This window comes from Robiginitalea sediminis (genome assembly GCF_002198115.1).
GTDB lineage: Bacteria > Bacteroidota > Bacteroidia > Flavobacteriales > Flavobacteriaceae > Robiginitalea > Robiginitalea sediminis.
The window spans coordinates 308,631-322,733 of record NZ_NGNR01000002.1 but is presented as its reverse complement, the minus strand read 5'-3'; the positions used below and the strand labels follow the sequence as shown (position 1 = coordinate 322,733).

The following is a 14,103-nucleotide window of genomic DNA, read 5'->3' as shown; positions in this document are numbered from 1 at the left end:
ACAGTATGGAACCTATTTGAGCCTCCGGCGGGGAATCCGTAATTTTACCGGGGAGAAAATGAAAGCAAGTACCAAGCGTATCGTCATCACCGGGGGGCCGGGAACCGGCAAAACGGCCCTTGTGGAGGCCCTGGAAAGCCAGGGGTATTTCTGTTTCCACGAAATCATCCGGGAAATGACGCAGGAAGCCAAAAACCTGGAAACGGCCAGCCCCATGGTGAACCCCCTGGCCTTTGTCTCGGACCCGCTGGCCTTCAACCGACGCATCCTGGAAGGCCGCCTCGAGCAGTTCCGGCACGCAGAACAGGTGCAGCAGCCTTTTGTATTTTACGACCGGGGAATACCGGATATCATCGCCTATATGGATTACTTCGACCAGGTTTACGACGGGGACTTTACCGTACCCTGCCAGCAACTTCGCTACGACCTGGCGGTGGTTTTGCCCCCCTGGAAAGAAATCTACAGGCAGGACGAAGAGCGCCTGGAAAGCTACGGGCAGGCCGTGCAGATCCACGAATGCCTGCTGCGGAGCTATCGCGACTGCGGCTATGAGGTCTTTACCCTGGAGCCTGGCACGGTGGAAGCGCGCGTAGAGCGGCTGTTGGAACGTATCCACCGATGGGATGGCTGATCCGGTGCTGGACATACTGAAACAGTATTGGGGGTATCCCAATTTCCGGGGCCGGCAACAGGACGTGGTGGAAACCCTGGTTTCCGGCCGGGATGCCGTGGTCCTCTTCCCTACTGGTGGCGGAAAATCCCTTTGCTACCAGGTCCCCGGGATGGCTCTTGAGGGGATCTGCCTGGTGGTCTCCCCTCTGGTGGCCCTTATGGAAGACCAGCTGGAGGACCTGAAATCGAGGGGGATCCGAGCTGTGGGTCTTTACGGCAGGCTGCCGGAACCGGAATTGGTACGCCGGCTGGACCAGGCCGCCTTCGGTTCCTGCAAATTCCTCTACCTCTCCCCGGAGCGCCTGCGCCAGGACCTGGTGTTCAGACGGCTGCAACAGCTCCCCCTGAGCCTGATCGCCATAGACGAAGCCCATTGCATTTCTCAATGGGGTTATGATTTCCGGCCGGCCTACCTGGAGTGTGCTCGCTTGAGGGAACCCTTCCCCCATGTGCCCATGGCTGCCCTTACGGCCACTGCACCGGCAGAAGTACTGAAAGATATCCGCACGGTCCTCCAACTGGAAGACGCCCCGGTATTCCGGGACTCAGCAAGGCGGGAAAACCTCACCTTCCGGGTTTTGGAAACCGAAGACAAATACCACCGCCTCCGGGAAGCCCTGACCCGGGAAACAGGAAGTGCCATCGTTTACGTACAAACCCGGAAGGCCAGTATCCAGATTGCTGCCTGGCTGGAGCGGCAGGGAATAGCTGCCGGGCATTACCACGGAGGGATGCCGGAGGCCGGGAAACGAGATGCCCTTGGCCGCTGGCAAAAGGGGAAACTGCGGGTCATGGTGGCTACCAATGCCTTCGGAATGGGCATAGACAAGGCCGATGTCCGCCTGGTGGTACATTACCAGCTGCCGGAAACCCTGGAACACTACTACCAGGAGGCGGGCCGTGCGGGCCGGGACGGGAAGCCTGCTATGGCCCTCCTGCTTAGCGGTCCCTCGGACCCCGACCGATCCCGGGAGTTTTTCCTGGAAAGCCTCCCAACCGTAGCAGACCTTATCCTGGTGTACCGCAAGCTGTGCAACTATTTCCAGGTCTCCTATGGGGAGATGCCGGAGGAGGAATACTCCTTCGGGTTAGAAGCCTTCTGCGCCCAGTACAAACTGCCTCCGAATAAAACCTTCCAGGCCCTGGAAGTACTGGACCGGCAGGGGGTTATTTCCCTCCGTCCCCTGGTGCGGACCGAGGCCCGCCTCCAGGTCGTTGCGCCGAAAGCGGCCATCTGGGACTTTCTGGGCAGGCAACCCGCCTGGCAGGATTTGGTGCAAACGCTGTTGCGGACCTATGGAGGCCTTTTCGATTACCCTACTGAAATACAACTGCCCCTGCTCCAGAAAAAACTCGGATGGCCCGAGGCCCGCATCCTGGAGGGGCTCCGGCAGATGGAGCAAGCTTCCCTGACCGAGGTGGACCTGCGTCAGGGAGACCTGCAGCTGGCCTTTACCATGCCCAGGGAGGATGACCGCAGTATTCACGCCTTCTCCGGCGCCTATAGAACCCGGCAGAAGGTCAAGGTGCGGAAGGTAAACCAGATGATTGCCTATGCCGCAAATTCCGATATTTGCCGCCGAGTACAGCTCCTGGATTATTTCGGGGAAAAAGATTCTCAAGCCTGTGGCCGTTGCGATGTGTGCCAGCCGGAACCCGTTGGGATTCCGGAAACCGAAACCCTGAGACGGGAGATTTCGGAAGCCCTGCGGGAAGGCCCCAGGACATCGCGGGAAATCCTGGAAAAGGCCCGCCTGCCTGAGACGGCGCTGCTGCGGGAACTCCGCCATATGCTGGAGGAAGGCCTGCTGACCCTGGGGCCTGCCAGTACCTATATATTGAAGACATCATGAAAAAGCCGAGAATCGTATTTATGGGGACCCCGGAGTTTGCAGTGGCCTCGCTGGATGCCCTGGTCCGGGCCGGATATCCCGTTGCAGGGGTAGTGACCGCACCGGACCGCGCAGCAGGACGGGGCCGGAAATTGCGGGCCCCGGCCGTTAAGGAATACGCTTTGTCTAAAGGTCTACCGGTGCTACAGCCGGAAAAGCTCCGCGACCCGGATTTTCTGCGCGAACTCAAAGCGCTGAAGGCAGACCTGCAGGTGGTGGTGGCCTTCCGCATGCTACCGGAGGTGGTCTGGGCCATGCCTCCCTTAGGCACTTTCAACCTACACGCCTCCCTGTTGCCGCAATACCGGGGGGCGGCACCTATCAACTGGGCCCTGATCCACGGGGATACCGAAACCGGGGTCACCACCTTTTTGATAGACCATCAGATAGACACGGGAAATATCCTCTTACAGCGGGCCACCACAATAGCTCCGGATGAGGATGCGGGAGCCCTCCACGACCGGCTTATGCAGCTGGGTGCCGACCTGGTGGTGGAAACGGTTGCGGGTATTGAAAGCGGATCGGTTTCCCCAAAACCACAGCAGGTGAGCGATTCCCTACGCCATGCCCCTAAGCTTACGCGTGAAAATTGCCAGATTCTTTGGGATAAGCCTGCCCAACAGGTCCAGAACCATATCCGAGGACTAAGCCCCTTCCCCGGCGCCTGGAGCCTGTTGCATCAGGGTAGCGATGTCCTGAATGCGAAGGTATACCGTACCCGGTTAACATCCCTGCCTGCCCAAGACCGGCCCGGAAACATCCGGGTGGAGGGCAACCGGCTATTTGTGGCTGCCGCAGACCATCAATTGGAAGTCCTCGAAATCCAGTTGGAGGGCAAGAAAAGGATGCCGGTTTCGGACCTGCTCAATGGGTTCTCCTTAGACAAAAATGCAGAATTTCGCTCAGCCCCCGTATCATAAGGCTTCCCGGAGTTTAACCTTTCATGGCCCGGGTTATCAACAAAGGCCCGAAGTTATCAACAAAAACGCCGATTTCCCCCGGTTTTACTTGTGTTAACGGCAAATCCGTATAAATTTGTTTGCGCTTTGCAATATGTATAACACCTATTAACGTATCAGAATTATGAACAAAACAGAATTAATCGATGCCATGGCTGCTGACGCCGGTATCACCAAGGCCGCTGCCAAAAAAGCATTGGAATCTTTCCTCGGAAATGTTGAAGGATCTCTCAAGAAAGGGAATCGCGTTTCCCTGGTAGGATTCGGTTCCTGGTCTGTATCCAAAAGGAATGCCCGCGAAGGCCGCAATCCTTCTACTGGTAAGACCATCCAGATCCCTGCTAAAAAAGTAGTTAAGTTCAAAGCTGGTTCTGAACTGAGCGACGCTGTGAACTAAGGAACACCTTCCTGTTCAATAGATACGCGCGGCCCCGGGAAATCCCGGGGCCGCGTTTTTTTGTCCACCCTTGGCCAATTAGCGGATTTGTCCTATTTTAGGTTGGTAAGGAGAAATGTATGTTAGGAGTAAAACCTAAAAAAGGGAAGCTGCTTATAGCCGAACCCGCCCTCACCGGCGATGTTTCCTTTAACCGTTCCGTGGTGTTGCTCGCAGAGCACAACGAGGAAGGTTCCGTAGGTTTTATCCTGAACAAACCCCTGAACTACAGCATGACTGACCTGGTGGAAGAGGTCCACGTTCCTTTTCCGGTATACAATGGCGGGCCGGTGGAACAGGACAACCTGTATTTCATCCACAAGGTCCCCCACCTCATTACCAATTCCATCGAAATTTCGGACGGGATTTATTGGGGGGGCGATTTTGAGATTACCGTATCCCTGATTAACCAGCACAAGATTTCCCAGAACGACATCCGCTTTTTCCTGGGCTATTCCGGGTGGGCTTCCCTCCAACTGGACCAGGAACTCCTCTCCAAATCCTGGATTGTGGTCCCCAACGAATACGAAAGCGATATTATCCGGCGCTCCACCCAGGCCTTCTGGAAAGAGAAAATGATGGAATTGGGCGGGGATTACCTCCTCTGGTCCAACGCCCCGGAAAACCCAAGCCTTAACTGAGCCCCGCCTCCTGGTTGAGCAAGGCGGTCAGGTGTCTTGCCGCGTCGGTTTGGAACGTTGCTTTCCTGTAATCCGTAATACTTTGTAAGCCCTGTACCGGGTGCAGGGCAAAAAGTTCATCGGCCTTCTGAAGGTCGAAAGGGGAAATAGCCCCCGCTTCCCACTTATACTGGCCATCTTTCCGAACCATGCCTTCCAGCTTCTTTTTCAGAACACAATCCGGCGCCCCACCCGATGGGCCCGGGGTTTTAAGCGCAGTTCCCTGGCGCAGGAACAGGACGCCTTCCAGGGTCTTTACCACTTCCTTCCGGTCGTTGAGCATTACGCAGGTGTCCCACCCGTTCTCTCGTGTATAAATCCCCGCCAGGACCTCGATGAGCCGGTTGTGGTGAGACAAGGCCCACAGGCTGCCGGAAGGCAGGAGGTAATCCTTGTAGATGTCGGCCCGGCAGGTTCCAGAACCGGAGGTGTAGGGTACCGTCTCCAGAAGTATGGTTTCGATCAGGAAGTCCACCGTATGACCGGCAGTCTGAGGTTCGCCCCGGCGGACCACCGTAAGGGTTACCTCAGCTGATTTGCTATCCAGGCCATTGGCCTTCAGGGTATTGCCGATTTGCTCCTGCAGGTATTCCGGCGTAAAGGCCATGGGTATTTCCATGCGGAGCTGCCGCATTCCGGCCATCAGTGCAAAGTAGTGATCCTCCCAGAAGAGAAGCTCCTGCCCGGTATAGCGCACCGGTTCGGAAAGCGCATCGCCGTAGCGAAGGCCCCTGTGGGTATGGTTCGCAAAATGGGAAGTTTCGGGTAAAAGGTCCCCGTTAAAATTGACCATGGGATGCCGCATTTAGGCGGCAAAGATACGACACTCCGGGCTTTAGGAAGACCCGATAATCTGTTTGAGGTCAGACACCTGGTTTTCCCAGAGCATCCGGGCTTCCTCCAGTTCGTCTTCCTCGGCAAAATCGGTAATAAAGAGGGATACGTCGCTTGTGATCTCATCCACAATGATCCGCATCTCGAAGTAGGTGCCGTCCTCGGCAGATTCCCAGGCAAAGCGAACGAATTCGTCGGTTTTTCGCTTGAGCATCCGGGCCACTTCCTCTGCCCCATCCCAGATAAACATAAAACGCTCTCCCCTGGAATTCACGTTATCGGCAAACCACTCGGACAACCCGCTGGGGGTGGCGAGGTACTGAAACAGTAACTGGGGGGAAGATTGGATTACGAATTCCAGTTCGAATTTTACCTTATCGTCCATGGGCTTGCGGCCGTTTTACTTTCGGGCAATATATCATTTTATGTATGATTAAAAAATAAATCGGAAAAACTTTTATACCGTCAAATCTTGACCGTACGTGAATAAAAAATTATATTTGCAGCCGCTTTCAGCACACATGGCGAGGTAGCTCAGGTGGTTAGAGCGCAGGATTCATAACCCTGAGGTCGGGAGTTCAAGTCTCCCTCTCGCTACGCCAGCAAAAAGCCGTCCCAACAAAGGGCGGCTTTTTTTTATTTATTCAGAATCCCCCCATCCAGCGTAACCGCTGACCCCGTCATCCAGGAAGCCTGGTCAGATGCCAGGAAGAGGGTTAGCTTTGCCACATCTTCCGGGGTGCCCAATCGTTTCATCAGGGTGGCCTTCCCCGCCTTTTCGACGGCGGTTTTTGGATCCGGAAATGCCGCTGCGGATTCCCATAGCAAGGGCGTATCCACAGGCCCGGGACATATGGCATTGACCCGTACGGCAGGCCCATAATCCAGGGCCAACTGTTTGGCCAGGGCCACGGCCCCCGCCTTGGAGGCGCAATAGGCCGGGTGGTTGGGAAAACTTTTAAAGGCTGCAATGGAAGCATTAATAACCATAGAAGTCCCGGGGTTTTTACTCAGCTCCGGCATGGCATATTTGGCTATGTAAAAAATGGCGCTCAGGTTGGTGTTGAGGGTCTGCTCCCATACCTCCAGAGGGGCGTCTACCGCCGACCCAATGCCCAGCACCCCGGCATTGAGCGATATCACATCGAGACCTCCAAAGCGGGAGAGTGCCGCTTCCACCAGCTGGGCGTTGGTGTGGGGGGCACTGACATCCCCTGGAATAAAAATGCTGTTGGGCAATTGTTCCTCCAGGGCTTTTCCCCGGGCTTCGTCCCGGCCCGATAAAACCACATTCGCTCCGGCCCGGGCAAAGGCTTCGGCCACGGCTTTGCCCATGCCGCTGGTGGCCCCGGTGACAAGGACAACTTTTCCAGAATAGTTCCAATCCATTTCGTTTCCGAATTTCAGGGGGATGGCGGGCTTGCAGCGGCCAACCATGCCCATGGGGTATAACCCTTTATATCGTAATTTTACATAAAAGCAGGTTTATGAGCAACCGTATTGCCGCACGGGTGGCGGATTTCCTGGGGCGTTACCCCCCGTTCAACGAACTTACCGAGCGGGACCTGCTTAACCTATCGGAACAGACCGATATCCTTTACCGGGAAAAACGGCAAACCCTGTTCCGGAAAGACGATCCTACCCACGCCTTTTTTTATGTGGTGCACCGGGGTGCCGTAGAACTCCGCAACCCCGGAACGGGAGCGCTGGCAGACATCTGCGACGAAGGAGACGTCTTCGGGTTGCGCCCGCTCATGGCGGGGGACTCCTACCGGATGGAAGCGCGTACCCGGGAGGACAGTATCCTGTACGCCATCCCCATAGCGGCCTTCCGTCCATTAGTGACCTCTTACGAAGAGGTCGGCAACTTCCTTATTGAAAGTTTTGCCTCCAATACCCGGAACCCTTACGCCAGGCAGCATGGCGGGAGCCTGGTCAGTACCGGTTTCGGGCATACAGACATCGCCTCCCCTGCCGAAATGCCCGCCCTGCTCCCCTTGGCTACCCGCCGGAAACTGGTGAGTTGCAGCCCGGAGACAGAAGCCCGGGAAGTAGCTGCCCTTATGACCCGCAAGCAGGTGGGTTCGGTAGTGGTACTGGAGAATGACTTGCCTGTGGGGATTATCACCGATAGGGATTTGCGTACCCAAATCGTCAGCGGGCAATTTCCAACAGATGCCCCGGCCAAACGGATTATGACCCAACCGGTGCTGACCTACCCGGCCGAGATTACATTTACCCAGGCCCAGTTGGCCATGATGAAAAGCCGGATCGGGCACCTGTGCCTCACCCGGGACGGAACCCCTCAGAGCCCCGTAGTGGGAATCCTCAGCAAACACGACCTGCTGCTTGCCATGGGCCAGAACCCGGAGGTCCTGATGCGGGCTATTTCCCGCAGCAGGCAGATAAAGCAGCTCCGGGCGGTGCGCAGCCGCGCCACAGCCCTCCTGGAACGCTACCTGAGGAACAATGTGTCCATGGCGCTAACCATGAAGATCATCAGCGAGATAAACGATGCCTGCATGAAGCAGGTCATTGCCCTGGCCCTGGAAAAAACCGGGGAACCCCCGGTGCCCTTTGCGTGGATGGCCCTTGGCAGCCAGGGTCGTGGGGAGCAGCTGCTGCAAACCGACCAGGACAACGCTCTGGTTTTTGCCGATGTCCCCGAGGCAGACCTTCCGGAAGTGACGTCCTATTTCCAGGATCTGGCCGGGCGCGTAAATAAAGGGTTGCGCAAAATCGGGTATGCATACTGCCCTGCGGAAATGATGGCTTCCAACCCGGACTGGTGCATGAGCCTGAGCCGGTGGAAGAAACGCATCTCGGGTTGGATGAAGGACCCCAACAACGAATCGGTCCTGCTCTCCTCCATTTTCTTCGACTTCAATTATACTTATGGAGACGAGGCCCTGGTACGGGCATTGTCCGACTATATTTTCGAACGGGCCGACTCCCATGCAGCATTCCTGCGCGAGCTGGCGCAAGGGGCGCTGCAAAACCCCTCCCCTACGGGGTTCTTCAGGCAATTCCTGCTGGAACAGGACGGGGAACACAAAGACAGCTTCGACCTCAAGCACCGGGCGCTCCTCCCTCTTACCGACGGGGCCCGGGTCCTGATCCTCTCCCACCGGGTGCGGGGGATCAACAATACTGCAGCGCGGTTCGAAAAACTGGCAGAGCTGGATGCCCCCAACCGGGAGCTATACCTGTCCTGTAGTTATGCCACCAAGGCCCTGCTTAAATTCAGGACCCTCCAGGGCCTTCAAAGTGGGGATTCCGGTCGCTATATACGTCTGGACGGCCTCAGTAAGGAAGAGAAAATGAAATTGAAGCGAAGTTTCAGGGCTATCAAGGAACTGCAGGACCTTGTTGCCCTCAGGTTTAAATTGAAAACCGGATGGTAGATAAAGGACCCCTGGAGCAGGCAAGAGGGCTGTTTCGATCGCTTTGGCATAAAGACGCATCGGCAGGCCCACAAGGTATTACCGGACAGCGGTTTGTGGTAGTGGATACCGAAACCACAGGACTGGAACCCATCCGCGACCGCATCCTGAGCCTCGGGATCCTGCCCCTTCAAAATGGGCGCATCCGGGTAGGGGAAGGTCAGGAATGGTTTCTAAGCCAGGAGGTCTTCGACCACCGTTCGGTACCCATCCACGGGATTCTGAAAGAAGGGCCCCACGCGCGCATCCCCGAAAAAGAGGCGTTACTGGCGTTCAGGGAAAGCATAGACGGAGCCATCCTGGTAGGGCACCACGTAGGCTTCGACCGGGAGATGCTGCAGGCCGCGTGTTTCAGGTGGGGCCTGCCCAGAATAACCAACCCCTTCCTGGACACCGAACTCCTGTACCGACAAACCCGAATTAAGAGTCCGCTTCTTAAAAGGCGGGACCGGTACACCCTGGACGACCTGGCCGCGGAATTCAACCTCTCGGCCAAGGATCGGCATACCGCCCTGGGGGATGCCCATATCACCGCCCTGGCCTTTTTGCATTTGATCCCCATGCTCCGGGCCAAGGGAATCTTCACCCTTCCGCAACTGCTCAAAGTGGGCCGGATTTAAAGACCTCTGTCAATTTTATGCATTTCATCGAAAAAATCGATGATTTGATCGGATTTACGCGTTCGTACCGTATGTTTAGAGTCCCAATCTTACCGAATTGAAATAAGGAGAGGCGTCGATTACCCCTTCGGTAAAACGCCGGTTGACCGAAAGCCCTGACTCCCAAATCCAGGGTACAAAGGCACACCTTCCTATTTAATGGCAGATCGGGAGCACACCCCCAGGGGTGTTATGAAGAACGATTAAAACCTACTTATGCGCATTAAAACTACCCTCCTGCTTTTTGCATGCCTGTTCGCGGCCGGACCCTTCCTCCGGGCCCAGTCTGCCATCCTGGGCGAAACCAAACGCTGGCATGCTGTCCGCCTGCAATTCCAAGGCCCCCAAACCAGCGAAGTGGCCCAGGTAAACCCCTTTATGGATTACCGCCTGGAAGCCACTTTTACCGCTCCTGACGGGCGCACCTTTAACGTGCCCGGCTTCTATGCCGCAGACGGCAATGCCGCCCAGACCGGCAGCAGTACAGGGAACATCTGGGAAGTGCGGTTTACTCCAGACCAGACGGGCACCTGGAACTATACCATTTCCTTCCGAAATGGTCCCCAGATAGCAATAGACGCCAACCCAAGTGCCGGAACCCCGGTCTTTTTCGATGGCACCACAGGGACCCTGAGCATTGCGGCATCAGATAAATCCGCCCTGGATTTCAGGGGGCGTGGTAGGCTCTCCTACAATGGTACCCGGTACCTGAGATTCGAAGGGGACGGCACCTATTTCCTGAAAGCGGGGGCAGACAGCCCCGAGAACCTGCTGGCCTCCTCGGATTTCGACAATACCGTCCCGAGTAAAACCTGGTCCCCCCATGCCGGCGACTGGAACAGCGGCGACCCTACCTGGAAAAACGGAAAAGGGAAGGGGCTCATAGGGGCGGTAAACTACCTTTCGGGTAAGGGGATGAATGCCATGTCCTTTCTCACGATGAACGTTATCGGGGATGGCAAAGACGTCTGGCCCTGGACCTCTTCCACCCACAGTGGCCTGGATGGCACCGGGGGTCAAGACGAAGAAAACCGCATGAGGTATGACGTCTCCAAGCTGGAGCAATGGGAAATCCTGTTCAGTCATGCCCAGCGCAAAGGCCTTTTCCTGCATTTCAAGACGCAGGAGACCGAAAACGACCAGCTCCTGGACGGGGGCGACCTGGGCCCTACCCGGAAGCTTTACTACAGGGAACTGGTCGCGCGCTTCGGGCACCACCTGGCCCTGAACTGGAACCTCGGAGAGGAACACGACCTCTACCAGGAACTCGGGGATACCAATAACAACCGGATTAAGGCCTATGCTTCCTATATCAAAGGCTTGGATCCCTATGACCACCATATTGTAGTGCACTCCTACCCGTCGAACCAGGATGACCTCTATATGCCGCTGTTGGGGGAGAGCGACCTGACCGGACCTTCCCTCCAGATCCAGATCAACGACATCCACAAGGATGTGAAACGGTGGATAGAAAACTCGCGTAACAGCGGCAAAGCATGGGTAGTGACTAATGACGAACAAGGGGATGCCCAGACCGGGGTAACGGCGGATGCGTCCTACTCCGGCAAAAAAGGGACCCAGGCCGACAACCGGAAAGCCGTGCGCCATAAAACGCTCTGGGGTACCCTGATGGCCGGCGGGGCCGGGGTGGAGTATTACTTCGGGTACCAGACCGGGGAGACCGACCTCACCGCAGAGGACTGGAGGAGCCGCAAAACCAAATGGGAAGACGCCAAAAGAGCCTTGGATTTCTTCAATACTCACCTCTCATTCTGGGAAATGGAATCCCGGGACGACCTGGTGGCCAATAACGCCTCTTACTGCCTGGCCAAACCGGGAAACACCTATGCGGTTTACCTGCCCAATGGAGGTACGGACAACCTGGACCTGAGCAATACCACAGGCACCTTTTCGGTAAAGTGGTTTAACCCGCGGACCGGGGGAAGCTTAAGGACCGGCAGCAAAGCCACCCTTCAGGGAGGAGGTGTACGGGGCCTCGGAACAGCACCGGAATCGGCAAATGAAGACTGGGTAGTCTTGGTGGAATATTCCGGCGAGGGCAGCGGAGGCGGTTCCGGAGGAAGCTCCGGAGCTTGTGAAGCTACCTACGAAGAACAGGGCGGCAGGCTTATAATTGAAGCAGAGAATCTACCCCTTGCAGCGGGCTGGCAGACCCGTACCGCAGCCGAGGGCTATACGGGTTCCGGGTATATCGAATGGACCGGTGGAAACTTTTTCAATGCGCCGGGCAACGGGCAGATCAATGTGCCCATCAAAATCAATACCCCGGGCACCTACCGTTTTGAGTGGCGCTCGAAGGTGGGAGAAGGCACCAACTCCACAGAATCCAACGACAGCTGGCTTCGTTTTCCGGATGCCGATGATTTCTATGGAGACCAGAATGGCCATCTGGTATATCCCATTGGTTCCGGGAAAACACCCAATCCTAACGGAGCCGGGTCGGAAGGTTGGTTTAAGGTCTTCCTGAGCGGTACCATCAATTGGACCTGGTCTACCAACACCAGCGACAATGATGGGCATAAAATCTATGTGGAATTCGATACCCCGGGGGTCTACACCCTCCAGGTATCGGGCCGGTCTAACCACCACCTGATAGACCGGATGACCCTGAGCCTGGAAGCCGAGGCTGCCCGGGATCTGGGCCTGGCCGAAACCTTGTGCGATTCGGGCTCCGGGGAGGAACCCATCGGCGTTACCGGCATACAGGTGACCCCGGAAAGTGCCGGGTTAGCCATAGGCGAAACCCTGGCCCTGAATGCCACGGTAACCCCCAATAATGCCACCGATGCCTCGGTGAGCTGGAGCAGTTCGGATGAATCTGTGGCCACTGTATCGGCTACCGGGGTGGTCACGGCCCTCTCCCCTGGCATGGCCACCATCACCGCTCGCACCACCGATGGCGGATTTACGGCTTCTTCTCAAATCACAGTACCGGAACCCCCGGGCGGGGAGGAACCGGAAGAAGAACCCGGGGAGGAAAGCCCAATGGCGCGTATCAGCGGGTCCGATACGGAAGCTGTGGAGGGTCGTGAGCTTGTATTTGAAGTGATTCTGGACCGCCCGCTGGAACAACCCCTCAACCTGGTGCTGGTCTACGAGGATATCGATACGGAACCCTCGGATTATGCCCCTTTAACTGAAACCCTGGAGTTCGCTCCCGGAATTACATCTGCTACCCTGGTAGTCCCCACCGTGAGCGACCGCAAGCGCGAAACGAGCGAATCCTTCCTTATCCGGGTGGCCGAGACCGAAGGGCCGGAGGTATCCCTGCCGGAAATCCTGGCAAGGGGGACCATCCTGGATGACGACCAGCAAATGAAGATATCCCCTAACCCTGCATCCCCTTACGCGGACATTGCCTTCAGCAATGTACAGGAAGGAACCTATCAGGTGGAAATCTACACTGCTGCGGGAACCCTGAAACAAATGGAAACCCTGGAAGTGGGGTCCGGGGAGCCGTCCCTCCGACTCAGGAACCTGAGCCGCGGGCTTTATGTTGTCAAATTAAACGGGATTGAATACTCGTATACGGCGAAGCTGCTGGTACGCTAGCTACCGCGCCCGGAGCCAGGCCCGCACGTTGGAGTCGATGCGGGAAACCATGTCGGAGGTATCTGCCTTCCGGAAGGGTTCGCCCAGGATCTGCTCATAGAGCTCGATATACCGTTCGGAAATGGTCTCGATATACGCATCGGACATTTCGGGCAGCACCTGGCCCTCCAGCCCCTGGAACCCATTGGCGATAAGCCATTGCCGCACAAATTCCTTGGACAGCTGTTTCTGGGGCTCTCCTTTTCTTTGACGCTCCTCGTACCCTTCGGCATAGAAATACCGGGAGGAATCCGGGGTGTGGATTTCGTCTATCAGGACAATGGTACCATCCGGGGTTTTACCGAACTCGTATTTGGTGTCTACCAGAATCAGGCCCTTGGCTGCTGCCAGTTCGCTTCCGCGTTGGAACAGGGCCCGGGTGTACCCTTCCAAAACCACATAGTCCGCTTCGGATACCAGACCGCGCCTCAGGATTTCCTCCCTGGAGATATCCTCGTCGTGGTCCCCTTTTTCGGCCTTGGTGGCCGGGGTAATGATCGGCGCTTCAAAAGCGTCGTTCTCCCGGAGGCCTTCCGGCATGGGCACCCCGCACAGCTGGCGGCGGCCGGCCTTGTACTCCCGGGCCGCATGGCCCGCGAGATAGCCGCGGATCACCATTTCCACCTTGAAGGGTTCGCACCGAACGCCAATAGCCACATTGGGGTCCGGGGCGGCCAGTAGCCAGTTCGGCACGAGGTCCTGGGTATCCCGCATCATACGGGTAGCGATCTGGTTGAGAATCTGCCCCTTGTAGGGTATGCCTTTGGGCATGACTACATCGAAGGCCGATAGCCGGTCTGTGGCGATCATAACCAACAGGTCGTTCTCCAGGGTGTACACCTCACGCACCTTCCCTTTGTATACCCCAAGCTGCCCGGGGAAATCGAATGCCGTATCTACAAGTGTGCCTCCCATA

12 protein-coding genes and 1 tRNA gene are annotated in these 14,103 nt (G+C 56.6%); 9 read left to right on the top strand and 4 right to left on the bottom strand.

What is annotated here, in order from left to right; translation table 11 throughout:
• Positions 1-58: 58 nt before the first annotated feature.
• The 5 genes from CA832_RS07670 (at position 59) to CA832_RS07650 (ending at position 4,600) form a co-directional block, all read left to right on the top strand.
• Positions 59-631 (top strand): AAA family ATPase, encoded by a 573-nt coding sequence (locus CA832_RS07670; protein WP_088341406.1) that lies wholly within the window; start codon positions 59-61, stop codon positions 629-631.
• Positions 624-2,525: a RecQ family ATP-dependent DNA helicase gene (locus CA832_RS07665; RefSeq protein ID WP_088340998.1), complete on the top strand. Its 1,902-nt coding sequence runs from the start codon at positions 624-626 to the stop codon at positions 2,523-2,525. Before CA832_RS07670 ends, CA832_RS07665 begins: the two co-directional genes overlap by 8 nt.
• Positions 2,522-3,484 carry a methionyl-tRNA formyltransferase gene (gene fmt, locus CA832_RS07660; protein ID WP_088340997.1) on the top strand — a complete coding sequence of 321 codons (963 nt, stop codon included), beginning with the start codon at positions 2,522-2,524 and terminating at the stop codon, positions 3,482-3,484. Before CA832_RS07665 ends, fmt begins: the two co-directional genes overlap by 4 nt.
• A gap of 163 nt (positions 3,485-3,647) precedes the next feature.
• Positions 3,648-3,920: an HU family DNA-binding protein gene (locus CA832_RS07655; protein WP_088340996.1), complete on the top strand. Its 273-nt coding sequence runs from the start codon at positions 3,648-3,650 to the stop codon at positions 3,918-3,920.
• A 119-nt stretch (positions 3,921-4,039) separates the two neighbouring features.
• Positions 4,040-4,600, top strand: a complete 561-nt coding sequence (locus tag CA832_RS07650; RefSeq protein ID WP_088340995.1) for a YqgE/AlgH family protein — start codon at positions 4,040-4,042, stop codon at positions 4,598-4,600.
• Here CA832_RS07650 and CA832_RS07645 read toward each other — a convergent pair.
• Both CA832_RS07645 and CA832_RS07640 read right to left on the bottom strand, forming a co-directional pair.
• Positions 4,593-5,432 (bottom strand): aminotransferase class IV, encoded by an 840-nt coding sequence (locus CA832_RS07645; protein ID WP_088340994.1) that lies wholly within the window; start codon positions 5,430-5,432, stop codon positions 4,593-4,595. The two genes, CA832_RS07650 and CA832_RS07645, sit on opposite strands and share 8 nt — an antisense overlap.
• Positions 5,433-5,474: 42 nt before the next feature.
• Positions 5,475-5,858 (bottom strand): START-like domain-containing protein, encoded by a 384-nt coding sequence (locus CA832_RS07640; RefSeq protein WP_088340993.1) that lies wholly within the window; start codon positions 5,856-5,858, stop codon positions 5,475-5,477.
• A gap of 138 nt (positions 5,859-5,996) precedes the next feature.
• On the opposite strand from CA832_RS07640, the gene CA832_RS07635 reads away from it, so the two are divergent.
• Positions 5,997-6,070 (top strand) — tRNA-Met (locus tag CA832_RS07635).
• A 39-nt stretch (positions 6,071-6,109) separates the two neighbouring features.
• Here the strand turns inward: CA832_RS07635 and CA832_RS07630 are convergent.
• On the bottom strand, positions 6,110-6,916 hold the full coding sequence (locus CA832_RS07630; RefSeq protein WP_233131765.1) for an SDR family NAD(P)-dependent oxidoreductase: 807 nt from the start codon (positions 6,914-6,916) through the stop codon (positions 6,110-6,112).
• 44 nt (positions 6,917-6,960) lie between these two features.
• Between CA832_RS07630 and CA832_RS07625 the strand changes: the two genes are divergently transcribed.
• From CA832_RS07625 to CA832_RS07615, 3 genes are all read left to right on the top strand, one after another.
• Positions 6,961-8,877 (top strand): DUF294 nucleotidyltransferase-like domain-containing protein, encoded by a 1,917-nt coding sequence (locus tag CA832_RS07625; RefSeq protein ID WP_088340992.1) that lies wholly within the window; start codon positions 6,961-6,963, stop codon positions 8,875-8,877.
• The gene (locus CA832_RS07620; protein WP_088340991.1) at positions 8,871-9,536 is read left to right on the top strand and encodes a 3'-5' exonuclease; all 666 of its coding nucleotides are present in this window, start codon (positions 8,871-8,873) and stop codon (positions 9,534-9,536) included. The genes CA832_RS07625 and CA832_RS07620 overlap by 7 nt, the downstream gene beginning before the upstream one ends.
• Positions 9,537-9,791: 255 nt before the next feature.
• Positions 9,792-13,148 (top strand): DUF5060 domain-containing protein, encoded by a 3,357-nt coding sequence (locus CA832_RS07615; RefSeq protein ID WP_088340990.1) that lies wholly within the window; start codon positions 9,792-9,794, stop codon positions 13,146-13,148.
• Here the strand turns inward: CA832_RS07615 and CA832_RS07610 are convergent, their stop codons facing one another.
• Positions 13,149-14,102: a phosphoribosylaminoimidazolesuccinocarboxamide synthase gene (locus CA832_RS07610; protein ID WP_088340989.1), complete on the bottom strand. Its 954-nt coding sequence runs from the start codon at positions 14,100-14,102 to the stop codon at positions 13,149-13,151.
• Position 14,103: the final 1 nt, after the last annotated feature.

Bases quoted from the DNA above. Each gene is read 5' to 3' on its own strand.
- CA832_RS07630 (WP_233131765.1), bottom strand. From the start codon at position 6,916: ATGGGCATGGTTGGCCGCTGCAAGCCCGCCATCCCCCTGAAATTCGGA.
- CA832_RS07610 (WP_088340989.1), bottom strand. From the start codon at position 14,102: ATGGGAGGCACACTTGTAGATACGGCATTCGATTTCCCCGGGCAGCTT.
- CA832_RS07640 (WP_088340993.1), bottom strand. From the start codon at position 5,858: ATGGACGATAAGGTAAAATTCGAACTGGAATTCGTAATCCAATCTTCC.
- CA832_RS07645 (WP_088340994.1), bottom strand. From the start codon at position 5,432: ATGGTCAATTTTAACGGGGACCTTTTACCCGAAACTTCCCATTTTGCG.
- CA832_RS07620 (WP_088340991.1), top strand. From the start codon at position 8,871: ATGGTAGATAAAGGACCCCTGGAGCAGGCAAGAGGGCTGTTTCGATCG.
- CA832_RS07625 (WP_088340992.1), top strand. From the start codon at position 6,961: ATGAGCAACCGTATTGCCGCACGGGTGGCGGATTTCCTGGGGCGTTAC.
- CA832_RS07665 (WP_088340998.1), top strand. From the start codon at position 624: ATGGCTGATCCGGTGCTGGACATACTGAAACAGTATTGGGGGTATCCC.
- CA832_RS07650 (WP_088340995.1), top strand. From the start codon at position 4,040: ATGTTAGGAGTAAAACCTAAAAAAGGGAAGCTGCTTATAGCCGAACCC.
- fmt (WP_088340997.1), top strand. From the start codon at position 2,522: ATGAAAAAGCCGAGAATCGTATTTATGGGGACCCCGGAGTTTGCAGTG.
- CA832_RS07670 (WP_088341406.1), top strand. From the start codon at position 59: ATGAAAGCAAGTACCAAGCGTATCGTCATCACCGGGGGGCCGGGAACC.
- CA832_RS07655 (WP_088340996.1), top strand. From the start codon at position 3,648: ATGAACAAAACAGAATTAATCGATGCCATGGCTGCTGACGCCGGTATC.
- CA832_RS07615 (WP_088340990.1), top strand. From the start codon at position 9,792: ATGCGCATTAAAACTACCCTCCTGCTTTTTGCATGCCTGTTCGCGGCC.